This is a genomic window from Lysinibacillus sp. 54212 (assembly GCF_036662795.1).
In the GTDB taxonomy this organism is placed as follows: domain Bacteria; phylum Bacillota; class Bacilli; order Bacillales_A; family Planococcaceae; genus Lysinibacillus_B.
Window position 1 is genome coordinate 36,959 of the sequence record NZ_JBAFWZ010000007.1, and the last position, 24,235, is coordinate 61,193.

The 24,235-nt window shown below is 39.0% G+C and carries 23 protein-coding genes; 18 read left to right on the top strand and 5 right to left on the bottom strand.

Translation table 11 applies throughout. The features are described 5' to 3' along the window. Positions 1-79 precede the first annotated feature (79 nt). From typA to V4T18_RS06605, 5 genes are all read left to right on the top strand, one after another. Positions 80-1,930, top strand: a complete 1,851-nt coding sequence (gene typA, locus V4T18_RS06585) for a translational GTPase TypA (RefSeq protein WP_332647872.1) — start codon at positions 80-82, stop codon at positions 1,928-1,930. A gap of 121 nt (positions 1,931-2,051) precedes the next feature. Beyond that, entirely contained in the window at positions 2,052-2,357 is a 306-nt protein-coding gene (locus V4T18_RS06590) for a YlaH-like family protein (protein WP_332648129.1), read from the top strand. A gap of 190 nt (positions 2,358-2,547) precedes the next feature. Continuing rightward, positions 2,548-3,513, top strand: coding sequence for an ABC transporter substrate-binding protein (locus tag V4T18_RS06595; protein WP_332648132.1), 966 nt, complete (start codon positions 2,548-2,550; stop codon positions 3,511-3,513). A 1-nt stretch (position 3,514) separates the two neighbouring features. Then, complete coding sequence (locus tag V4T18_RS06600; RefSeq protein WP_332647874.1) at positions 3,515-4,300, top strand: ABC transporter ATP-binding protein; 786 nt, start codon at positions 3,515-3,517, stop codon at positions 4,298-4,300. Beyond that, entirely contained in the window at positions 4,275-5,069 is a 795-nt protein-coding gene (locus tag V4T18_RS06605) for an ABC transporter permease (RefSeq protein WP_332647877.1), read from the top strand. Before V4T18_RS06600 ends, V4T18_RS06605 begins: the two co-directional genes overlap by 26 nt. Positions 5,070-5,343: 274 nt before the next feature. Here V4T18_RS06605 and V4T18_RS06610 read toward each other — a convergent pair whose 3' ends face one another. Further along, a complete protein-coding gene (locus V4T18_RS06610) occupies positions 5,344-5,547 on the bottom strand; it encodes a YlaI family protein (RefSeq protein ID WP_332647880.1) in 204 nt (67 codons plus the stop codon). A gap of 11 nt (positions 5,548-5,558) precedes the next feature. Beyond that, entirely contained in the window at positions 5,559-6,059 is a 501-nt protein-coding gene (locus V4T18_RS06615; RefSeq protein WP_332647882.1) for a peptidyl-prolyl cis-trans isomerase, read from the bottom strand. Positions 6,060-6,235: 176 nt separating this feature from the next. On the opposite strand from V4T18_RS06615, the gene V4T18_RS06620 reads away from it, so the two are divergent. From V4T18_RS06620 to pyc, 3 genes are read left to right on the top strand one after another with little or no spacing between them, the layout of a single operon-like run. After that, positions 6,236-6,517, top strand: coding sequence for a YlaN family protein (locus V4T18_RS06620; protein ID WP_332647885.1), 282 nt, complete (start codon positions 6,236-6,238; stop codon positions 6,515-6,517). Positions 6,518-6,577: 60 nt separating this feature from the next. Beyond that, on the top strand, positions 6,578-7,762 hold the full coding sequence (locus V4T18_RS06625; protein WP_332647887.1) for an FtsW/RodA/SpoVE family cell cycle protein: 1,185 nt from the start codon (positions 6,578-6,580) through the stop codon (positions 7,760-7,762). 14 nt (positions 7,763-7,776) lie between these two features. Continuing rightward, positions 7,777-11,211 carry a pyruvate carboxylase gene (pyc, locus tag V4T18_RS06630; RefSeq protein WP_332647888.1) on the top strand — a complete coding sequence of 1,145 codons (3,435 nt, stop codon included), beginning with the start codon at positions 7,777-7,779 and terminating at the stop codon, positions 11,209-11,211. 43 nt (positions 11,212-11,254) lie between these two features. Here pyc and V4T18_RS06635 read toward each other — a convergent pair whose 3' ends face one another. Further along, positions 11,255-12,175 (bottom strand): COX15/CtaA family protein, encoded by a 921-nt coding sequence (locus tag V4T18_RS06635; RefSeq protein WP_332647891.1) that lies wholly within the window; start codon positions 12,173-12,175, stop codon positions 11,255-11,257. Between the two features lie 338 nt (positions 12,176-12,513). Here V4T18_RS06635 and cyoE point away from each other — a divergent pair, with 338 nt between their 5' ends. From cyoE to V4T18_RS06670, 7 genes are all read left to right on the top strand, one after another. Next, positions 12,514-13,428, top strand: coding sequence for a heme o synthase (gene cyoE, locus V4T18_RS06640; protein ID WP_332647893.1), 915 nt, complete (start codon positions 12,514-12,516; stop codon positions 13,426-13,428). A gap of 98 nt (positions 13,429-13,526) precedes the next feature. After that, positions 13,527-14,594: a cytochrome c oxidase subunit II gene (gene coxB, locus V4T18_RS06645; protein ID WP_332647894.1), complete on the top strand. Its 1,068-nt coding sequence runs from the start codon at positions 13,527-13,529 to the stop codon at positions 14,592-14,594. A 38-nt stretch (positions 14,595-14,632) separates the two neighbouring features. Then, positions 14,633-16,564: a cytochrome c oxidase subunit I gene (locus V4T18_RS06650; protein WP_332647896.1), complete on the top strand. Its 1,932-nt coding sequence runs from the start codon at positions 14,633-14,635 to the stop codon at positions 16,562-16,564. Then, positions 16,564-17,190: a cytochrome (ubi)quinol oxidase subunit III gene (locus V4T18_RS06655; protein WP_332647899.1), complete on the top strand. Its 627-nt coding sequence runs from the start codon at positions 16,564-16,566 to the stop codon at positions 17,188-17,190. The genes V4T18_RS06650 and V4T18_RS06655 overlap by 1 nt, the downstream gene beginning before the upstream one ends. A gap of 1 nt (position 17,191) precedes the next feature. Beyond that, positions 17,192-17,533, top strand: a complete 342-nt coding sequence (locus V4T18_RS06660; protein ID WP_332647902.1) for a cytochrome C oxidase subunit IV family protein — start codon at positions 17,192-17,194, stop codon at positions 17,531-17,533. 148 nt (positions 17,534-17,681) lie between these two features. Next, positions 17,682-18,596: a cytochrome c oxidase assembly factor CtaG gene (ctaG, locus tag V4T18_RS06665; protein ID WP_332647904.1), complete on the top strand. Its 915-nt coding sequence runs from the start codon at positions 17,682-17,684 to the stop codon at positions 18,594-18,596. Positions 18,597-18,634: 38 nt separating this feature from the next. Next, positions 18,635-19,096 (top strand): DUF420 domain-containing protein, encoded by a 462-nt coding sequence (locus tag V4T18_RS06670; RefSeq protein ID WP_332647906.1) that lies wholly within the window; start codon positions 18,635-18,637, stop codon positions 19,094-19,096. Between the two features lie 262 nt (positions 19,097-19,358). On the opposite strand, the gene V4T18_RS06675 is transcribed toward V4T18_RS06670, so the two are convergent. After that, positions 19,359-19,721: a YugN family protein gene (locus V4T18_RS06675; protein WP_332647909.1), complete on the bottom strand. Its 363-nt coding sequence runs from the start codon at positions 19,719-19,721 to the stop codon at positions 19,359-19,361. Positions 19,722-19,868: 147 nt separating this feature from the next. Here V4T18_RS06675 and V4T18_RS06680 point away from each other — a divergent pair, with 147 nt between their 5' ends. From V4T18_RS06680 to V4T18_RS06690, 3 genes are all read left to right on the top strand, one after another. Beyond that, positions 19,869-20,948 carry a CAP domain-containing protein gene (locus tag V4T18_RS06680; RefSeq protein ID WP_332647911.1) on the top strand — a complete coding sequence of 360 codons (1,080 nt, stop codon included), beginning with the start codon at positions 19,869-19,871 and terminating at the stop codon, positions 20,946-20,948. A 114-nt stretch (positions 20,949-21,062) separates the two neighbouring features. Further along, positions 21,063-22,532 carry a UDP-N-acetylmuramoyl-L-alanyl-D-glutamate--2,6-diaminopimelate ligase gene (locus tag V4T18_RS06685; RefSeq protein ID WP_332647912.1) on the top strand — a complete coding sequence of 490 codons (1,470 nt, stop codon included), beginning with the start codon at positions 21,063-21,065 and terminating at the stop codon, positions 22,530-22,532. Between the two features lie 102 nt (positions 22,533-22,634). After that, the gene (locus V4T18_RS06690) at positions 22,635-23,087 is read left to right on the top strand and encodes a YlbF family regulator (protein ID WP_332647915.1); all 453 of its coding nucleotides are present in this window, start codon (positions 22,635-22,637) and stop codon (positions 23,085-23,087) included. A gap of 70 nt (positions 23,088-23,157) precedes the next feature. On the opposite strand, the gene V4T18_RS06695 is transcribed toward V4T18_RS06690, so the two are convergent. Next, positions 23,158-24,066 (bottom strand): glycerophosphodiester phosphodiesterase, encoded by a 909-nt coding sequence (locus V4T18_RS06695; RefSeq protein WP_332647918.1) that lies wholly within the window; start codon positions 24,064-24,066, stop codon positions 23,158-23,160. Positions 24,067-24,235 lie beyond the last annotated feature (169 nt).

Consider the following 24,235-nt stretch of genomic DNA (forward strand, 5'->3'; position numbering starts at 1 on the left):
ATTTTCAAAAAGACAATTCATCTTTCTTGTGCTATAATATCACAGTTAAACATCTGAAAAAAGAATATGGAGTGGAATAATGACAAAATTACGTCAAGATTTACGTAACATCGCAATTATCGCGCACGTTGACCATGGAAAAACAACATTAGTAGACCAATTATTAAAACAATCGGGTACATTCCGTTCGAATGAGCAAGTAGAAGAGCGTGCAATGGACTCTAACGATATCGAGCGCGAACGTGGAATTACAATTCTAGCAAAGAATACAGCAGTAAACTATGAAGGCACTCGCATTAATATTTTAGATACACCAGGACACGCAGACTTCGGTGGAGAAGTAGAACGTATCCTAAAAATGGTAGATGGCGTACTATTAGTAGTCGACGCATATGAGGGTTGTATGCCTCAAACACGTTTCGTACTAAAAAAAGCGCTTGAGCAAAATTTAACACCAATCGTAGTTGTAAATAAAGTGGATAAGGATTCAGCTCGTCCAGAGGAAGTTGTGGATGAAGTGTTAGAATTACTTATTGAGCTTGATGCAAATGACGATCAACTAGACTTCCCAGTAGTATATGCTTCAGGTGTAAACGGGACGGCTTCATTAGATCCGAACCCAGCAAACCAAGAAGAAAATATGAAATGCTTATTCGAGCAAATCATCGAGCATATCCCAGCACCAGTAGACAATTCAGAAGAGCCTTTACAATTCCAAGTAGCCTTACTTGACTATAACGATTTCGTTGGTCGTATCGGTATCGGTCGTGTTTTCCGTGGTACGATTTCAGTAGGACAGCAAGTAGCCTTAATGAAGCTAGACGGCAAAGTGAAAAACTTCCGCGTAACGAAGATTTTCGGCTTCTTCGGCTTAAAACGTGAAGAAATTCAAACGGCTAAAGCGGGTGACCTAATCGCCGTTTCAGGTATGGAGGATATTAACGTAGGTGAAACAGTTTGTCCTGTAGAGCATCAAGAAGCACTACCACCATTACGTATTGATGAGCCAACGCTACAAATGACATTCTTAGTAAATAACTCACCATTCGCAGGTCGTGAAGGGAAATGGGTTACTTCTTCTAAAATCGAAGAGCGCCTACGTTCACAATTGCAAACAGACGTATCACTTCGTGTAGAAGATACAGATTCACCAGATGCTTGGACAGTTTCAGGGCGTGGTGAATTACACTTATCGATTCTTATTGAAAACATGCGTCGTGAAGGCTTTGAGTTACAAGTATCAAAACCACAAGTAATCATTAAAGAAGTAGATGGCGTAAAATGTGAGCCAGTTGAGCGTGTACAAGTTGATGTACCTGAGGACTGCGTAGGTTCTATCATTGAATCAATGGGTACTCGTAAAGGTGAAATGCTAGACATGATCAACAACGGTAACGGACAAGTGCGTATCATCTTCAATGTACCAGCACGTGGTTTAATTGGTTACTCAACAGAATTTATGTCGTTAACAAAAGGTTTCGGGATCATTAACCATACGTTTGATTCGTACCAACCAGTTGTAGCAGGTAAAGTTGGAGGCCGTCACCAAGGGGTACTTGTATCAATGGAAAACGGTAAATCAACAACTTATGGTATGATGGGTGTTGAGGATCGTGGTACACTATTTGTTGAGCCAGGTACGGAAGTTTACGAAGGTATGATCGTTGGTGAAAATACGCGTGAAAACGATATTACTGTAAACATTACGAAAATGAAGCAAAAAACAAATATCCGTTCTGCTAATAAAGACCAAACAAATGTAATCAAAAAGCCTCGTATTATGACACTTGAAGAAGCGTTAGAGTATTTAAGTGATGACGAGTATCTTGAAGTTACACCAGAGTCAATTCGTTTACGTAAGCAAATTTTAGACAAAAACGAACGTGAACGCATTGCAAAAAAGAAAAAATACGCGGAGATGGAGCAATAATAACGCGTTAAATTTGAAAGGATGAGTGATGTTGGGGACAACACTAGCAACACTTGCTTTAAATTTAAATCTATTAACAGCTACTACACCGGATGATGGCTACGAGAAAACATTCAAGCGCATGTCAGGAATCACAAGGTACATTTATGATTATCTTGAACCAAACTATGATGCAGCTGGCTATGTCGTGTTCATTCTAGTATTCATCTTATCTGCAATCGTATTTAAACTTGGATTTGCAAAAGAATTACCGCTAATAAAAAACATTATTATTTATACGTTCCTTTTCTTAGGCTGTATTGTACTAACGTTTTTAGCGCTATTCTTACCGATGATTGAAGGGCTCATTGTAGCTGCACTTATTTTAATCATCTATAAAACTCGTTTATGGCGTGAAAAACGAGAAGAACGCCAAGCAAATAGTTAAAATTATAAACTGCATTTATATTGCTAGCTTATGCTAACGATATAAGTGCAGTTTTTCGTTTTATTGCGGGGCGGATAACCGACCTTACAACCGATTCACACTTTATTTCCTAGGTGCATAACCTACTCTAGACAACTGGATACGACAGGGAGGAACGAGAGTGAAGCGTTTAGTAAAAACAAGTTTCCTGATGATTGCTGCAAGTATGGTGCTCTTCCTTCTAGGGGCATGCGGAAAGGATGAACTGAAGGAAGTTAAAGTAGGGGAAGTAGCACGCACCATCTTTTATGCACCGCAATATGTAGCACTTGAAAAAGGTTTTTTTGAAGATGAGGGCTTGAAGGTTGAACTAAAAACGATTCCTGGTGGCGATAAAACAATGACTGCACTGCTATCAGATGGCATTGATATTGCACTAGTCGGCTCTGAAACATCGATTTATGTAACCGCTCAAGGTGCAAACGACCCGATTAAAAATTTCGCACAATTAACGCAAACGGATGGAACATTTTTAGTAGCACGAGAAAAAATCGACAATTTCTCTTGGGATATGTTAAAGGACTCAACATTCCTTGGTCAACGTAAAGGTGGCATGCCACAAATGGCTGGGGAGTTTGTATTGAAAAAGCATGGCATTGACCCTCACAATGACTTAGAGCTCATTCAAAATATTGATTTTGCAAATATTGCAACGGCCTTTGCATCAGGTACAGGCGACTTCGTACAATTATTTGAGCCAACAGCAAGTGTATTTGAAATGGAAGGAAAAGGGCATATAGTCGCTTCGTTCGGAACAGAATCAGGCTATTTACCTTATACATCCTTTATGACAAAGGATAGCTTTATTGAGAACGATGCTGAAACGATTGAGAAATTTACGAGAGCGATAAAAAAGGCACAGGATTGGGTGTACAAAAATAGTGCAGAGGATGTAGCGAAAGCAATTCAACCGTATTTTGAGGATACGGATGTGGAATTAATTGCTATGGTAGTAGAAAGATATCGTGCACAGGAATCGTATGCAAAAGATCCAATCCTAGACGAGGAAGAGTGGAATAACTTACAGGATGTAATGGAAGAAGCGGGCGAATTACCAAAACGGATGGATTATAACGAGCTAGTTGATACGTCGTTTGCCGAGAAAGTATCGAAGTAATATGGGGTTTGTAAAAGTTAGCGACATACATCATACGTATTTTTCTAAGGATGCAGCGACCGAAGCACTTCAAAATATCCATCTTTCGATTGAAGAAGGTGAGTTCGTTTCGTTGTTAGGTGCGAGCGGATGTGGAAAAACAACCTTATTATCGATTATAGCGGGGCTAATTCAACCAACGAGTGGTTCCGTACTAATCCAAGGTCAGTCTGTTTTTGGGAACGATGAGGTTTCGATCGGTTATATGCTTCAGCAGGATTACCTATTCCCATGGAAAACGATTGAGGATAATGTTTTACTAGGATTGAATATATTAAAAAAAGAAAAGGGAAAGCAAGCTGGTATATCCTCCAAACTACTACGCGATGTAGGCTTACCGAATGTAGAGAAAAAATATCCTCGTGAGCTATCTGGTGGTATGAGGCAAAGAGTTGCTTTAGCACGAACACTTGCCGTTGACCCGAAAATCCTATTACTAGACGAACCATTTTCAGCACTTGACTATAAATCAAAGCTAAAGCTAGAGGATCTTGTTTCGGAAATGCTAAAGCAATACGGAAAAACGGCGATTCTAGTAACCCATGATATTGGTGAGGCGATAGCGATGAGTGATCGAATATATTTGCTATCCTCAAGGCCCGGTAGATTGCACAAAACATTTATTGTACCCGACGAACTTAAGCAGCTTACTCCATTTGACGCGCGTGCCCATCCAAGCTATTCGACGCTTTTCCAGGAGATTTGGAAGGAGCTTGAAAGCCTTGAATCTGAACAAACTTCACAATGACTATAAGAGATCTTTATTAAAGGAAAAACGATGGGTACGTTTTTTTCAGCTGCTCATTTTAATAAGCTTTTTAAGTGTGTGGGAGATAGCGTCCCGTTCTAAATGGATTGACCAGCTAATTTTCAGTTCTCCGACAAAAATTTGGACATTATTTATTTCGAAAATAAATGATGGCACGTTATTGCCTCATATGTATGTGACGTTATTTGAAACGGTGCTCGGCTTTATTATCGGAACGTTACTTGGAACGATACTTGCCTCCATCTTATGGTGGTCACCATTTCTCTCAAAGGTTTTAGACCCTTATCTAGTCGTATTAAATGCTATGCCTAAAGTTGCACTGGGGCCAATCCTCATTGTAGTAATGGGACCAGGAATGACATCGATTATTACGATGGGGGCAATTATTTCTGTCATCATTTCTACAATTGTAATTTACACAGCATTTAAGGGCGTAGATACGAACTATTTAAAGGTGCTACAAACATTCAATGCCTCAAGATTTCAAATGTATCAAAAGGCAATCCTACCAGCATCCTTTCCTACAATAATATCTACATTAAAAGTAAACGTCGGTTTAGCTTGGGTTGGTGTTATTGTTGGAGAGTTTCTAGTATCCTCGAAAGGTCTAGGCTATTTAATCATATACGGCTTCCAAGTATTTAACTTTAATTTAGTGCTACTAGCGTTAATGATCATTGCAATTTTCGCCTCGATCATGTATCAATTAGTGGAATTACTTGAACGAAAACTTGTGAAGAGTGGTTAAGAAAAGCCTTGAGCATTTAGTTCAAGGTTTTTTCCTGTAGACAAATCCTATTTTGAAACCGACAATCCTAATTTAGTGTAGATCCCTTTATAGGAGTTCTTCGTTCCGCCAATATTTTTGAAACTTCCGTCAAACGCCACTCTAAGACCTTCGAGACAGACCCTACTCGGTTAATGTCCTTGCAAAAAAGGCCCCGTAACAAAAATCCATGGGCTCTTATCGTACAAAGAAAAGCCTTGAACATTTCTACTCGTTCAAGGCTTCATTAGGATTGTTAAAACTCTTCATCCATTTTAGAAGAGGTGCGGAAAAACTTAAATTTACCGGTTGCTAGTCGTTGTTCAGTGTTTTTTTCGATTCGCTCGTAGCAGCTATCACACATATACGTATGAATCGGTCGATTACGTAGTTTCTTAGCTAACGGAAGGTCATCCGGTAGCTGGTGTATTGAATCACAAATGACACATTTAACTCGCATCGATTCGCCTCCTACTGTACGCGGATTGCGACAACATTTTTAATAGGGTTATCAACGTTTGAGCCATCATTAAATAATACGTGGACAGGCCCATCCTCAGATAGTGGCTTACCTTCATGGCTAAACTTGAAAATCATTGTTCCGGCTTCTTCGATTGAGAAGGCGTACTCATCACCATCTGCACATTGGAATACAACCTGTGTTGCTTCTGGTTTAATTTCCGCATTTTTAAGAAAAGGACTAAGCGCCATTCCAAATGTACCCGTTAACATCCCTTTGCGATCAAATTTACGCTCGGTTTTTAATGTTGGTGGAAAGACGGCACCTTCCATAATTTCACGTGACCAGTGAGCGCCTACATCGGCTAAATATTTTTCTTCCGAATTATCTGCTGCTCTTTCTGTCACGAAATAAGTCGTTAAATCGAGGCGGCGATCATCGAAAATCCAAACTGTCGGATCTAATGTTAATGAATAAACAACCGCACCTTTTATAGGAATAATTGAGTTCATCAAAAATCCTCCCTTGTATTTATATCCTTTTACAGTATAACGCCATTTCTACAAAATAAGAAATAAATATAATTGAAATTGACTAAATCATTTATAGATACTTGCAATTTTACGAGTGAAAAGATAAACTTTATTAAGATAGAATCGAAGAAATATCAAATAATGGGGGCGTCCTCATGGATACGAAATCACAAGCTTCCTTCCAGGAGAAAGCATTAGAGTTGTTGCAGGCGGATGCAGGTAAAATTGCACGCTTAATTAAAGTTCAGATGGATCATTTAACGATGCCACAATGTCCACTCTATGAAGAAGTTTTAGATACGCAAATGTTTGGCTTATCACGTGAGATTGATTTCGCTGTGAAGTTAGGCTTAATTGAGCGTGAGCAGGGCAAGGGGATTCTAGATGCGCTTGAAAAAGAGCTTTCCCTTTTGCATGATGCATATACAGACAAATAAAAAGAAAAACTCAAACCGCTAGCAAGCGTTTGAGTTTTTTTTCTAGAATGAGGTTTTAATATGAAAAGATATTTAGCACATTATGTCCGGAATTTCGACTATCTATTATTTTTTACATACTTATTTCTATGTCTTTTCGGATTAGTAATGGTTTATAGTTCTAGTATGATGGTAGCGATAATGATAGAGGGTGAACCACCAGATCACTTTTATAATAAGCAATTAACAAACTTAAAAGTTGGAGCCATTGTGTTTTTACTAGGTGCATTTTTCCCATATAAGCACTATAGCAAGAAGTGGCTATTGTTTATCTTGATGGTCATTATGGGTATCTTACTTGCATGGGTGACATTTTTCGGAATAGGGAAAGCGCAAACTGGGTCTCAAAGCTGGATCAATGTATTTGGTATTACAACGTTTCAGCCTTCCGAATTTGCAAAATTGTTTGTTATACTTTATTTATCTGGCTCCTTTTATAAAAAGAGTTTAAAAGAAAATTCAATTCAAGATGTAAAGCCGAACGATATTGGTTATCCAATTTTTATTTGGCTTGTCATTCTATTCAGTGTCGGGATTGAAACGGATTTAGGGGCACTCGCTATAATATTCGTTATCGCAATTTCTATTACTCTCGTAAGTGGCATTAAAGGGAAATCCTTACGAAAGTTTTTTACCGTGTTAAGTGGCTTCGGTGGACTCATTATGGTGTTTGTGGCGCTTTTAAAATGGGACTCCATTTTTAATGCAAATCGTGCGGGACGTCTACAATCCTGGTCTAACCCTTTTGAATATGCTGATGGTTCAGGCTTACAAATTATTAATGGTTATTTAGCGATTGGTGCTGGCGGCCTTGAAGGGGTAGGGCTTGGACAGTCAATTCAAAAGCTAGGGTATTTACCAGAGCCGCAAAATGATTTTATTATGGCCATTATCGCTGAGGAGCTGGGCATTGCCGGCGTAGCAATTGTTGTTGTGGGGCTCGGTTTAATTGTTGCACGTAGCTTCTATATTGCAATGACGACGCAGGATCCACTTGCTCGTATGATCGCAGGTGGAATTGGTACTTGGATTGGTTTCCAAACATTTATTAACCTAGGGGGTATATCGGGAATTATCCCGTTAACCGGAGTAACGCTACCTTTTATAAGCTATGGCGGTACTTCTATAATGATGCTTTCTTTAGCGATGGGGATTCTAGTGAATGTCTCCATGTACTATAAGAAGGAAAAAAGAAAAAATCTTTAAGGGGTTGAGGAGAAATGGGAAGGATTAACAAGGTTTTAGTTGCAAACAGGGGTGAGATTGCAATCCGTATTTTCCGAGCGTGTACGGAGCTGAAGCTAAAAACAGTGGCAGTCTATTCACGGGAGGATAGCGGCTCGTATCATCGCTATAAGGCAGATGAAGCGTACATTGTAGGGGTAGGGAAAAAGCCAATTGATGCGTATTTAGATATTGAAGGGATTATCGCAATTGCAAAAGATGCAAATGTTGATGCCATTCATCCTGGCTACGGCTTCCTATCTGAAAATGTAGAATTTGCTAGACGATGTGAAGAAGAGGGAATCGTATTTATCGGTCCTACTTCAACGCATTTAGATATGTTTGGCGATAAAGTAAAAGCACGTGAACAAGCGATTCTTGCTAGCATTCCAGTTATTCCAGGAACAGATGGACCAGTAAGTAGTCTAGAGGAAGTAGAGGAATTCGGTGAGCATTACGGCTATCCAATTATGATCAAAGCAGCACTTGGCGGGGGTGGCCGAGGAATGCGGATGGTGCAAGACAAATCTGAGCTTGCGTCCTCATACGAGCGTGCAAAATCGGAGGCGAAGGCGGCTTTTGGCTCTGATGAGGTATATGTTGAAAAATGTATCGTCAAGCCGAAGCATATCGAGGTGCAAATACTAGGGGACAAGGAAGGGAACGTTATTCATTTATATGAGCGTGACTGTTCCATTCAGCGTCGCCATCAAAAAGTAGTTGAAATTGCACCATCAAACTCCATATCTGAGGAGCTACGTAATTCAATTTGTGATGCCGCTGTAAAACTAATGAAAAATGTTCATTACATCAATGCAGGGACAGTAGAGTTTCTAGTTGCTGGCGATGAATTTTACTTTATTGAGGTTAACCCTCGTATTCAAGTAGAGCACACAATTACTGAAATGATTACAGGTATCGATATTGTTCATGCACAAATAAAAGTAGCTGCTGGATACGGGCTGCATTCATCTGAGATTAATATTCCAGCTCAAAATGATATTCCGTTATTTGGCTATGCGATTCAGTCACGTGTAACGACAGAAGATCCGAAAAATGATTTTATGCCAGATACAGGGAAGCTAATGGTATATCGATCAAGTGGTGGCTTTGGCGTACGTCTCGATGCAGGGAACGGCTTCCAGGGTGCCGTAGTAACACCATATTATGATTCTTTACTTGTGAAAATTTCGACTTGGGGCATGTCGTTTGCAGAAGCTGCTGGAAAAATGAATCGAAACCTACGTGAGTTCCGTATTCGTGGTGTAAAAACGAATATTCCATTCTTAGAAAATGTGGTAGAGCACGAGAAATTTTTAACAGGAGCGTTTGATACAAGCTTTATCGATACGACGCCTGAACTATTCTTGTTCCCAGAGCGTAAAGACCGTGGAACAAAGCTATTAAACTATATCGGTAATGTAACCTTAAATGGATTCCCGGGAATCGAGAAAAAAACAAAGCCAATTTTTGTGCAGCCTGAAAAGCCGAAAGTAGATTTATTGCTTCCACCACAAGCTGGGACAAAGCAAATTTTAGATGAGCAGGGCGCTACTGGCTTAGTGAATTGGATTAAGGAGCAGAAGGATGTTCTGTTAACAGATACAACCTTCCGTGATGCACACCAATCACTGCTAGCAACACGAGTACGTTCACATGATATGTTTGAAATTGCAGATGAGACAAGTAAGCTGATGCATAACTATTTCTCATTGGAAATGTGGGGCGGCGCAACGTTTGATGTAGCATACCGATTCCTTAAGGAAGATCCGTGGGCACGTCTTCAAAAGCTGCGTCAGCAAGTACCGAATGTGCTATTCCAAATGCTATTGCGCGGGGCGAATGCGGTCGGCTATACAAATTATCCAGACAACTTAATTCGTGAGTTTATTCAAGAATCGGCCTCATCCGGCATTGATGTGTTCCGTATTTTTGATAGTCTGAACTGGATTAAGGGGATGGAAGTTGCGATTGATGAGGCACGTAACTCAGGGAAAATAGCTGAAGCTGCCATCTGCTATACAGGGGATATTTTGGACGATAGTCGTGCAAAGTACACTGTTCAATATTATAAGGATATGGCACGTGAGCTAGAGGCTACAGGGGCACATATTTTAGCGATTAAAGATATGGCTGGATTATTGAAGCCAGAAGCCGCGTACCGTTTAATTTCGGAGCTAAAGGATGCAACAAGTCTACCGATTCATTTACACACACATGATACGAGTGGTAACGGAATTTACTTGTATGCAAAAGCAATTGAAGCAGGCGTGGATATTATCGATACAGCCCTAGGTGCAATGGCAGGCTTAACATCACAGCCAAGTGCCAATTCACTGTTCTACGCAATGAAGGGAAGCGAGCGGGAAGTACGTGCGGATATTGCGTCACTTGAAAAGCTATCCTACTACTGGGAAGATATTCGTAAATATTACGTTGATTTTGAAAGCGGCATGAATAGCCCGCATTCAGAAATTTATGTGCATGAAATGCCAGGAGGACAATATAGTAACCTACAGCAGCAAGCAAAAGCAGTAGGGCTAGGCGATCGCTGGGATGAAGTAAAGTCGATGTATTCACGAGTTAATATGTTATTTGGAGACATTGTAAAAGTTACACCTTCATCAAAAGTGGTCGGTGATATGGCGTTATTTATGGTGCAAAATCATCTTGATGAGGAAAATATTTTAGAGCGTGGAAAGAGTATCGATTTCCCGGATTCTGTTATTGAATTTTTCCAAGGTTATTTAGGTCAACCACATGGAGGCTTCCCGAAAGACCTTCAAGCAGTCGTTTTAAAAGAGCGAGAGGCAATTACGGTTCGTCCAGGTGAGCTACTAGAGCCTGTCAATTTTGAGACGCTAACAGCCCAACTCTCAGAAAAAATGGGACGTCCTGCTTCGAAACAGGATGTATTAGCCTATGCGCTATATCCTAAAGTATTTGAGGATTATGTAAAGGCGGCGGACTCATTTGGTGATATTTCCGTTTTAGATACACCTTCGTTTTTATATGGCCTAAAGCTAGGTGAAGAAATTGAAGTTGAAATCGAAAAAGGGAAAACCCTAATTATTAAGCTCGTTTCCATTGGGGAACCACAGCATGATGGCACAAGAGTACTTTATTTCGAATTAAACGGTCAATCACGAGAGCTTGTTATTCAGGATCTAACGGTTGAAGTTGATGGAAGCTTATCGTTAAAGGCAGATCCTTCCAATCCAAATCAAATTGGTGCAACAATGCCAGGCACAGTGTTAAAAGTTGTTGTATCAAAAGGTAGTCCGGTGAAACGAGGAGACCATTTATTAATCACTGAGGCAATGAAAATGGAAACAACCGTGCAAGCGCCAAAGGATGGTATTGTAAAGGAAGTATATGCTTCTGCTGGGGATGCCATTTCAACGGGCGATTTATTAATTGAATTAATGTAAAAAAAATAGAGTACGAAGGCGCTTATAACCTTCGTACTCTATTTTATTTTTGCTCGTTTGCTGTACTTCGATATACAAGGAGAATCATATAGCAGAAAAGACCGAATAACAATGAAATAAATAATGAGTGCAGTAAAGACACTATTAAATTAAGTTTTGTTAATACGACTAGCATTCCTGCTAATACTTGAAGAATGACAATGATAAAAGCAATAATCCATCCCCAGTAAATCACTTTTTGATCCTTATATTCTTTTACTGCGTGCCAAGCTATGTACGCAATCCAAATGAAAATAAGTAATACGGCGAAACGATGCCCCATCTGCACCCATTCATACATATTATATGGCATTGTAAATGGCTGATCATTTCGACAAAGCGGCCAATCTGGACATACTAAGCTAGAATCCGTATGTCGAACTAAAGCGCCTGTATAAACAACAATATATGAGTACAAAGTGACGCCGATTGTATGCCATTTTAATTTTTTGCCAATAAATACATTGTCTGCATCGAATTTTTTATCAACTTCGAAGACAATTAGGGCGAGCAGGAGAACTGCTGCAAACGAAATGAGGGAAATACCAAAATGTAGAGCTAAAATAAAGTCACCTTGTCCCCACAACACTTGTGCAGCACCAATTAAGGCTTGCGCTACTAAAAAGAAAATCGCCATAAAGCCTAAAAACTTTACTTCACGAATGTGACCAAGTGCACGCCACGTCCAAACTGTCAGGACGAGGATAAATATTGAAACTAAACCTGTCACAACTCGATGCGAAAATTCAATTAGTACTTCTGTAGTGATTTCTTTAGGAATAAGAGAACCGTTACAGTCTGGCCAATTTCGACCACAGCCTAAACCGCTATCTGTCTTGGTAACGAGTGCTCCACCTAAAAGGATAAGCAACATACCAATTGTTGCTGCAACAGCAAACCATTTTAAATATTTACTATGTTGCATTGTAATGAGCCACCTACTTTAACTATCAACATCGCTTTTTAAAAGCGTCTCTAGTTTAAAATGATAGCGAATATAGGAGTAAAACACAACTTCTAACAGATTTACGTGAGAAGATGTTAGAGCCATTTCACAAATTGTTCATAAATTCGTACGCTAACCTTCACAAATCCAATTGGAAAATGATTTACTATATATATGTTGATTATTACCACATTGAGGTTCGCTAGGTTTTCGCCAATACTTCATCGAAATTTCACGAAACGTCTAGAAATCATAGACAAATTTCGATATAGTTATTGTTAGCGGAATATGCTTACAAAAATGAAAGGGGCGGTTGTATGTCAAATGACCGTGTGCTTTCGACTAGGAAAACTGGACCGGAAACGACATCTTTCGTAAAAGATTTTCTCGCACTTATAAAGATTGGAATCGTTAACTCGAATTTAGTAACAGCCTTTACAGGAATTTGGTTAGCTTTTCAGTTTACGAATGGGCATTTTCTTCAACAGTTGGATTTAGTCATATGCACAATGCTAGGTACTGCATTTATAATCGGTGGATCTGGAGCGATGAACAACTATATCGACCAGGACATTGACCCTATTATGAGGCGTACAAGTAATAGACCGACTGTTACAGGTAGATTTAAGCCAGGTCTTGTTTTGACAATTTCCTTTTCATTCTTATTTGTAGGTGAAATTTTGTTATTTACGGCATCCTTTGCTGCCGGCATGTGGGGACTAGTAGGGATCTTAGCTTATGTAGTTCTTTATTCAATGTGGTCGAAAAGAAAACATGTAAGTAACACAGTTTTAGGAAGCTTTTCAGGTGCTATTCCACCATTAATTGGTTGGACAGCCGTTGAACCGACACTCGGATTTGCGCCGCTTGCGTTATTCCTCATTATGTTTGCTTGGCAGCCGCCGCATTTTTATGCGTTAGCGATGAAGCGAACGGAAGAATATCGTGCAGCAAATATACCGATGCTTCCAGTTGTGAAGGGCTTTAAAAGAACGAAGGTATCAATGCTTGGATGGATAGTGGTGTTAATCCCTCTACCATTTTTATTACCGCAGCTAAATACTGGATTTTTAATTGTAGCAACATTACTCAATGTTGGATGGCTAGCTCTAGCTATCAGTGGCTTTAAGGTGAGAGATCATATAAAATGGGCAAACAAAATGTTTATCTATTCTTTGAATTATTTAACAATATTGTTTGTGAGCATGGTTATTTTCTCCGTTTTAGGCTAAACTTCTGGGATTCTTTCTTGGATAAGAATTCATATAGAAAAACCATAGTCCTGGTTACACATGAAAATACAACAAAGAAAGAGGGGTTTAATTAAGCTATGATGAAAGGGCTTAAAAAATGGCGTTTATTCTCGTTATTAGCAGTAATGACAGTTTTCCTTTCAGCTTGTGGTGAAGAGTATATTTCGACACTAACGCCAGCAGGTCCTGTTGGTCGTGAGCAGCTGAACATTCTATTGCTTGCAACTGCGATTATGACGTTAGTAGTTGTCGTTGTTTCTGTTATCTATTTACTTGCTTTCGTTAAGTTCCGTCGCGCCAAAGTAGGCGAGAATCACATGCCTAAACAAGTAGAAGGTAGTCACACACTTGAAGTAATTTGGACTGTCATCCCAATTATTTTATTATTAATTTTAGCTGTTCCAACGCTTACAGCTACTTACAAATTTGCAGATGTTGCTGCAATGGATGAAGTGGATGAAGACGGGAACAAAACAGCGCTTACTGTTAATGTAACTGCTAAATTATACTGGTGGGAGTTTGAATATCCGGAGCAAGGCATTGTTACGGCTCAAGAATTAGTTGTTCCTACTGATGAAAAAGTTTACTTTAACCTAATTGCTGCTGATGTTAAGCACTCATTCTGGATTCCTTCTGTCGGCGGTAAAATGGATACAAACGTAGAAAACATCAATAAATTCTACCTTGAATTCGACAAAGAATCTGAAGGTCTAAAAGATGGCGTATTCTATGGTAAATGTGCTGAGCTTTGCGGTCCTTCACATGCTTTAATGGATTTCAAAGTTAAAACGTTAGATCGTGCTTCATTTGATACTTGGGTAGCGGCAATGCAAGCTACTGAAGGGGCAACTGCAGATGCAAACTCAACAGATGCTGGGGAAGCGGCATTTGCTAATAGTTGCTTAATGTGTCACGCAGTTTCTGGCTCAGGTGCTGCAGGTGCTCCAGGTCCAAACTTAGCTACATTTGGTGATCGTAACCGTGTCGCTGGTTTCATGAAACATGATGTAGAAAATACTACAGAATGGATTATGGATCCAGAAGAGTACAAGCCAGGTAACTTAATGACTGGTATGTATAAGGTTTCGCCAGAAGAAGCAGAAGCAATCGCTGAATACTTAATGACATTATCTGTAGAAAAATAATTTCAAACGAGATAGAAACTTTGAAGGAGGTTAAAGTTGTGAGCTCTGTTGCAAAGAAAAAGGGCTTTGGGGCACATGTATGGGACTTTTTAACGACTGTCGATCATAAGAAAATCGCCATTCTTTATTTAGCTGCTGGTACATTGTTCTTCGCAATCGCAGGTTTTGAAGCGCTATTAATGCGTGTTCAATTAATGATTCCAAATAATGATTTCATTTCTGCGGGCCTATTTAACGAATTATTAACGATGCACGGTACGACGATGCTATTCTTAGCAGCGACACCGTTACTATTTGCATTTATGAATGCTATCGTTCCGCTTCAAATTGGGGCACGTGACGTAGCATTCCCATTCTTAAACGCACTAGGATTCTGGTTATTCTTCTTTGGTGCGATATTCCTTCACCTATCATTCTTTATGGGTGGAGCACCTGATGCAGGTTGGACGTCATATGCGTCTCTATCGCTATACTCTCCTGGTCATGGTATTGATTTTTATGTATTAGGTCTACAAATTTCTGGTGCGGGTACGTTAATCTCTGGTATTAACTTTATCGTAACAATTATTACGATGCGTGCACCTGGTATGACGTTTATGCGTATGCCATTATTCACTTGGACGACAATGGTTTCAAGTACATTAATTTTATTCGCATTCCCTCCACTTACTGTAGGTTTATTCTTAATGTTAGTGGACCGTATGTTCGGGGCAAACTTCTTCGATCATACGATGGGTGGTAACACAATTATCTGGGAGCACTTATTCTGGATTTTCGGTCACCCTGAAGTATACATTTTAGTTCTACCAGCGTTTGGACTATTCTCTGAAATTATTCCAGTATTCGCTCGTAAACGTTTATTCGGATACTCTTCAATGGTATTCGCAACAATTCTTATCGGTTTCTTAGGATTCATGGTATGGGCTCACCATATGTTCACAACGGGTCTAGGCGCAACTGCCAACGCAATCTTCGCGGTAGCAACAATGGCAATCGCCGTACCAACCGGTATGAAAGTATTCAACTGGATCTTAACTATTTGGGGCGGATCGATTAAAGTTACTGTACCAATGCTATATGCACTTGGTTTTATCCCGTCATTCGTTGCGGGTGGTGTTACAGGGGTAATGCAGGCAACTGCACCACTTGACTACCAATTACACGATTCTTACTTTATCGTAGCTCACTTCCACTACGTAATCGTTGGTGGTATCGTAACTGCGTTATTCGGTTCAGCACATTTCTACTGGCCGATTATGTTTAACCGTACGTTAAATGAGAAATTAGGAGTACTTACTTTCTGGGTATTCTTTATCGGTTTCCACTTAACGTTCTTCCTACAGCACTTCTTAGGATTAATGGGTATGCCACGTCGTGTATTCACGTTCATGGATGGTCAAGGTTGGGATTTATTCAACATGATTTCAACTGTTGGTGCATTAATGATGGGTGTTGGTGTTATTCTATTAGTAATTAACGTTTTACTTTCAATTAAATCTGAACCAGTTAACCGTCGCGATTACTGGGGAGATGGTCGTTCTCTTGAATGGGCACTGGAAACTCCACTGCCATTCTACAACTTTAAACAAACGCCACTTGTACGTGGATATGATCCATATTGGATTGAAAAAGAAGAGGGTAATAAAGAAGGAATGGTTTATGCAGAGCCAATCGGCGATATCCATATGCCAAACAACTCTATCTTACCGCTAGTAATGACAATCGGTACATTCATTGCTGCATTCGGTGCGCTTTATAGCCCATGGGGTGACCAAGTGATTGAAGGTACAGCAAAGGGTGTATCACCTGCACTATCATTAACATTAATTATTGGTGGTTTAGGTTTAACAGTAGCTTCGATGATTATTCGTTCGTTTAAAGACGATTTAGGCTACCATGTTCATAAAGAGGAAGTAGAACAAATCGAACGTGAACTTGCTGAGTTCCGTGCTAAAGGAGGCAAACGATAATGGATCTTAATCACAAATTTACTCCACAATCTTGGCCTCAGCACCCTGAGCAAGCAACAATGGAAGGTAAAAACAAATTCGTAGGCTTCTGGATTTTCCTTGCCTGTGAGGTTGTACTTTTCGCATCATTATTCGCAACGTATTTAGCGCTGAAAGATCAAGGTCCAGCTGGTATGGACTTTTCTGCGAAGGAACTTTATGAGCTTCCATTAGCATTTATTATGACGATGTTACTGTTAACATCATCATTAACTTCTGTGTACGCAATGTACCACATGAAAAACTATAACTTTAAAGGTGTTCAAACTTGGATGGCAATTACTGTTATTCTAGGTCTTGGATTCCTAGGGTTAGAAATTTATGAGTTCCAACACTATGTACACATTGGTTTTGGTTATACTCAATCAGCGTTCTCTTCAGCGTTCTTCACGCTTGTAGGTACGCACGGCTTACACGTAATTATTGGTCTAATTTGGATTACTGGATTATTAATCCGTAATGCTAAACGTGGCCTTAATTTATACAACGCGCCGAAGTACTTTATCGCTTCTTTATATTGGCACTTCATTGACGTTGTATGGGTATTCATCTTTACAGTAGTTTACTTGATGGGAGTGTTAGGATAATATGGCACACGATACTCATTTCGAAACTCGTTCACAGGCACAATACGAATATGATCGCGCTAAAAACGCCAAGCATATGCGCAAGCAAGTAACGCAATTTGCGATCATGATTATGCTTACATTTGTTGCGTTTGCATCAGTTGTAGCAGACTTTTCACCATACTTCATTAAGCCACTAGTTCTATTACTAGCAGGTATCCAAGTAGTACAACAACTGTATTCTTTCATGCATATGGAAGAAAAGGATGCACCGCATATGGGAGTAATTCAATTCTTCATGTGGGGTGGCGGATTTATCGCCTTCACATTCTTCCTTGCATTCTTAACGATTATTTGGTGGTAATCCCTTCAAAAGCGTCTCTGGCTATCCAGAGGCGCTTTTTTCCGCCTCTTGGTGAAAATAAAGTCGAATTGTCATAGTTCGTTCATTGAAGAATATTTGTAAGCGTTCTATAATAAGAGTACTGAAGTTTAAAGGAGCGCGATTCTGTATGCCATTAAGTATATTTGGTTTTCAAGCTTTATGGAGTCCCTATTTAATCGGGGTTATCATATTTTTAACAGTCGTATATTTTTTAACAACCATTACTTGGAGAAAAGATTTTAAAGTTAGCGAGCCTTTAAAGAAAAGTGAAGCCACTTATTTTGTATTAGCAATGATTACGCTTTACATAATCAAGGGAACGCCAATTGATTTATTAGGGCATATTATGTTTACGATGCATATGGTACAAATGGCGTTTTTATTATTACTCGTTCCGATCTTTTTAATTAAAGGGGTACCTTGGTGGGTATGGAAGGTTGTCGTCGAGGCACCAGTTTTAAAAACAATTTTTAAAATATTTACGCAGCCATTAGTTGCAATATTTGTTTTTATCGCGATGTTTAGTTTTTATCATATCCCAGACATATTTGATGCAATTAAATTAGATCAAACATTGCACGGTCTTTATACATTTGTTTTATTCATTTCCGCGTTCTTTATGTACTGGCCATTACTAAATGAGGTGGAAGGTCAGCATACGATGAAAAACATTCATAAGTTGGCTTATATTGCAGGGAATGCAGTGTTAATAACACCTGCCTGTGCCCTCATTATTTTTGCATCCCATCCAATGTACGGTACTTATACCGATTCGGAAATGTGGTTAAAGGCAATGGAGTTATGTGTACCGGTTGATACTTTATCTACCTTAGGTTTATCGGGTCCGGAATTGTTTTCAAGTATGAGCCCAGTAAGTGATCAGCAAGTTGGTGGCGTCATGATGAAAATTATACAAGAAATTATTTTCGGTGTAATTTTAGCGCGAATCTTTAGTAAATGGTGGAAGAGTGAGCGTTCAAATCAAGAAGCTATCACACAAAAGGAATTACAAGAATTCCAGAGCCGTACAAAGCATGTATAATGACAATTAATTAAATAGAAATGATAGGAGAATGGGATATGGGAGTACCTTTATTACCTACAATTAGTACAGCCTTTATCGTTATTAGTGCAGTACTTGTAGCGATTGGTTGGGGACTAATTATAAAACGAAAAATTGAAGCACATAAAAAAGTAATGATGGCTGCAGGTGTATCTGCTATTATTTTCTTCATTATTTACGCTTCACGGACAGTATTTATTGGAAATACTGCATTTGGTGGACCAGAGGAATTAAAAGGATATTATACGTTTTTCTTAGTATTCCATATTGTTTTAGCGACAGTTGGAGCAGTATTTGGTATTGTTAGTTTAGTTACAGGGTTAAAGAGTAATCTAATTCGACACCGAAAAATTGGACCAATTACAAGTATTATTTGGTTCTTTGTCGCAATTACAGGTGTTTTAGTGTATTTACTGCTTTATGTTATTTACAAAGGCGGAGAAACGACATCTGTTATTAAGGCAATTTTAGGATTTTAATGAATCAAGCTTCTGTGTATCATGCACAGGAGCTTTTTATTTTTTAGGTTACTCAATTACATCAGAATTCGCTTTCAAAGAAGAATCACCAACATTTAAGTGGAGCGGAACGATGCGAATAATCGATTTTTTTGCTCTATGTAATGTCCGTATGTGTTGATGGAATTATGAATCGTGAAATTGTCTCAGGCAGTAGTAAAAAATCAGATTACTGTAAAAAGAAAAAAGGCAACCTATAATTAGGCTGCCCTCTATAAATCTATTAAGCTTGAATTCCATATTGAGAAAGATCTTTTACAACGTTTTGTAAAAGTGCTTCACAATCTTTTACTAAATGTGCTGGGAATACTTCATCAGTGTATTCTACACCGTGTGGATAGTAGTATTTCCCAAGAACAGGTTTGTTAATTTTTAATGTAGCGTCATGTGCGCCAACATCACCAGAAATAGCGTTGCAGAAAAGACGTAGGTAAAAACGACCTTCACGAACATCGAAGCGACGGTCAAACGTCATGCGATCGTAATCCCAACCACCGTGACATTCTAAACCGTATTTTTTTAGAATGCTTGCAAGAAATTCTTGATCAGCAGTTACATTTTCAAGGTTTGTGTTTTCAAAATACATTCTATTATCCTCCTTTAGCATTTCGTACATTAGTATACGCTCCATTTTTATAATAGAGCAAATTCCCATTTGTTGCAATGACAACATTGTGTCAAGGTAGGTTGAATTGATATAATTATAGAAAATAATTGTATTTAGGAGGAACGAATGAAAGCGCTGTTTCGCATTTTAATCGTAGCAACACTATTAGGCATGATTTATTATTATTCCTTTATCGAACAACCAGAGCATGAACCACTAGAAGGACCGAATACAGTGCAGCAGGCTATTCCATCTGAACATTATGAGAATGATTTTAATGAAACGCTTTCAAGACCGACTGAAGGGGTTTCAGTATTTATAGGTAAATCGAGTGAGCTATTAATAAAGAACTATGGTGAACCATTGAGAATAGATCAATCAGGCTATGGCTATAATTGGTGGGTATACAATGAGGGCACATTTATGATGTTTGGTGTAGAAGACGATATCGTTACGCAAGTTTATACAAATGATAGGCTGGTAGAGGTTAGCCCATATGAGATTGGTCAAAAGGCAGAGGATGTATATCGAATGACGATTTTAGAGGGTGAAGTGACGGTGGAGATGGATGATAATCTTTACATGTTTACGATGAATCAGGAGGATACGAAAACTCGATTACTAGCAAAATTTGATGGGCTATATGCACAATTATATATTGATAGCGAATTAGGTAAGCTTGTAGGCGTTCGTTATATGGATGGTAAAACGCTCGTTATGCAACAACCATATGAAATGCAATATGTTGGCGAGCTAATTGAGCAGCCTGTCTTGTCCTCTTATTCACAATTGGCGTTACATGAGGCTACAGCTCAACAATTATTTGATTTAGCGAATAGATTTAGACAGCAGCATAGCTTAAAGCCTCTGCTTCGGTTACAAAGCTTAGATGAAGCAGCGATGGCGCATAGTGAAGATATGTTCCTACAAAATTATGTTTCTCATGAATCCCCAACCTTAGGAACATTGACTGATCGATTAAACGAAAAAGAAATCACCTATGAAGAATCCGGTGAAAATATTGCGACCTCTTATTATGATGCAATCGAGGCCGTTCATGGCTGGATTAATTCTTCAGACCATCGAACTGTCTTATTAGATGAAAAATTTACAAGTGTTGGGTCTGGCGTTTATTACGATTATTATACTCAAATTTTTATTAAGCAAGAACAAATAGACCCTTTTGAGGATAGTTCATTACAATAAAATATGGGATTATTAAAAATGACATCTATCTCACTAATCTGTGCAGATTTATGTCGTTTTTTAGTTCAGTAGCAAAAACGCCCATTTTACATATTGTAAAGAAGGGGTATTTACTTGCAGCTTGCAGAACTTTTAAAAGATTGGCCTTGTACTGTTAAAGGCTCTATTCGTGTAGATGTTAGTAGAGTAGAGGATAGTGTAGCCGAAGTGAAAAATGGAGATATATTTGTTGCACGGAAAGGAAAAAGATATGACGGGAAGGCATATATAGAGGAAGCCATTGAGCGTGGTGCAATCGCAGTGGTAATTGATGATGAGATGATATTTGATGCGTTGAAATTGCATGTTCCTATTATATGGGTGCCGAACTGTTTGCAATTTATCGCCTTTGCTAGTGCTAAAATATATGGCTTCCCTTCCGAAGCATTAAAGATTATTGCGATCACAGGAACGAATGGTAAAACAACAGTTAGTCATTTTATTAGTCAGCTATTACAACATGTTAATAAACGAACATTAGTTATTGGAACGAATGGTTTATTTTTAAATGGTGAGCCCTTCTATTCGGATATTGAGCTATTAACAACGTTACAGCCGAAGCATTTGCATAAATTATTTTATGAGGCGCTAAGACACGATGTAGAATATGTTGTGATGGAAGCCTCTTCAATGGGGCTAGCAACGAACCGTTTAGATTATTGTGATATCGATATTGGCGTGTACTTAAATTTAAGCGAGGATCATTTACAGGATCATGGTTCGTTTGAACAGTATAAATTAGCAAAGCAGCGATTGGCACAGCTAAGCAAAAAACTTGTATTAAATGGTGATGACACATTTTGTCGATCGGTAGGCTTGTTGTCAAAGCTAGAAAAACGATATTTTGGCGTTGGCAATCGGGTAGATATTCAAATACAGCTACTAGCGGAGGGACAAAACGCTAGCACCTGCTGTATTCAAACCCAGCATGGAGAACATGTTGTTACATTGCCTGTCGTGGGAGATTATCAACGATCCAATGTCGCAGCGGCCATTGCCACGATGGATATGCTAAAGTTCCCGCTCTCTTCAATAGCAGAAGCACTACAAACGATTACGCTCCCTATAGGACGTATGCAAAGTATTTCTATACCGAATCACGGTACGGTTATTATTGATTATGCACACACGGCTGACGCTTTAAAGGTAGTGTTACAAACATTAAAAAAATTACAGCCGAAAAAGCTTTCGGTCGTTTTTAGCTGTGGTGGGGAGAGAGATGTAGCTAAACGTAGGGAAATGGGTACAGTTGCCTCTAAGTATGCAGATTACATTATATTAACGACAGATAACTGCAGAAGTGAGGATCCACAAAAAATTAATGAGCAAATTAAGGAAGGCTTTTTTTCCACTCAAAAGTATGACATTGTATTAGACAGAGCAGCAGCCATTACAAAGGCTGTAGAGCAATCAATGGATGGGGAAGTCGTCGTGATTGCTGGTAAAGGTCATGAGCGTACTCAAACGATTGGCGATAGAGTGCTACCGTTTTCGGATATTGAATGCGTAGAAAGACTACTGTTACAACTTACTAATAAGAAATAATCCATTCGTTGTACCAATTGTTAAAAGCTTCTTTTGAGTTCATATGTATATCAAAATTCATATCGTTTCTGTTATGATAGTAACAGATAGGAGGAATTTTCGATGTTGATGACTTCAGAATGGGCTTTTATTTTAGATGAAGCTGATCACTTAAGTGAGATGATTCTTTCTTCTGAGCAGGCTCATAGTTTACGAAAAGCATATGACGCTGTTTATAGTGATAAGGAGCTTGTTGCGCAAATTAATGCGTTTGGGCGTATGAAAGAACAATATGAGGATGTACAGCGATTCGGAAAATATCATCCGGATTATCATACAATAATGAAAAAAATTCGTGAGCAAAAGCGGATGCTTGATTTTAATGAGTTTGTCGCAGCATTAAAGCTTGCTGAAAATGATTTTCAAGACTTATTAGACCAAGTAAGTCTATTAATCAGCCACTCAGTGTCCCAAGCGGTTAAAGTACCTGTAAGCAACCCATTTTTTGCTAATAGTGCGGGTGGTTGTAGTACGGGCGGGTGCGGTACGGGTGGCGGCTGTTCTTGCTCTGCTTAATCTAATGTCAGCTTTCTCACACAAATAAAGCGAGTGATGCTCAATAATGCTTGAGCATCGCCCGCTTTTTTTATTGTGTCAATTTTTTAAGTAGAGTTTCAGCGATGTCTGGTCGGTCTGTAATGATGCCCTGTGCACCAGTTCGAATTAAGCGAGACATTGTGACTAAGTCATTAATATCTGCATAAAGTACTGGGATATTCAAGTCGCTTAAAAACTTTACAAACTTCGGAGAATCAAATGACATAATATTTGATTTTAATGGTAGCTGGAATACATCAACTTTTGGATTATAAAGATGACCAAATTGACTTGTAAAGGATGTATAGGCTTTCGTAATATCCGCATCGCCTGCACCTAATGCTACTCGGTTTTGAGCATATAAATTGAAGCGGTCGATTTGCTCACTATAGCTACTAGTAACGATAATACGATTTGCCGCTTCGAGTTCTTCAATAAGTCGCCATAGCTTTGATGGCATCAAGCTTCCTTCATAAGTATCAGGTCCATCTTTAATGTCAATGAAAACAAGACTATTTGGAAACGCCTGTAATAATTCTCTTAATGTAACAACTTCAACGTGTTCCCCTTTATAAGGGTAGTTGCCTTCTAAGCATATAAAGTTTTCACCAATATTTAATTCTCTTAACTGCGCTAGGGTAAAATCTTTTACGAAGCCTGTTTCCCCTGTTGTACGCTCCACAGAAGCATCGTGGAATAAAACGATCTCTTCATCCTTTGTTAAGCGAACATCCACTTTAAAGCCGTCTGCCCCATACTCAGCAGCTTTTTCAAACGCTAGCATAGAATGTTCAGGAGCCAAATGACTACCTCCATGGTGTGCTAAAACGATTGGACGGTCAAATTTTAATGCTGGCTGATCCTCGCGTTTTTGTGGTTTTGAAATGGCTTTCGTACCTGCCCATGCTGCTGCACTAGCTGCTGCAATTGCAAGTGCGATTTTTGTTTTCTTTCCCATATCTCGTCCTCCTCTTACTTTACATTTATCTTTGGTGAAGCCATCTAAAATTGTACTTGTAAGACGCAAATAGAGCGTAATAGTTTATGAACTCTATGAGGAAACACTCTATACTCACCTATTATAACGGAAAATACTACCTTCTGTCAGCTAAACTCTGTTGCGATAA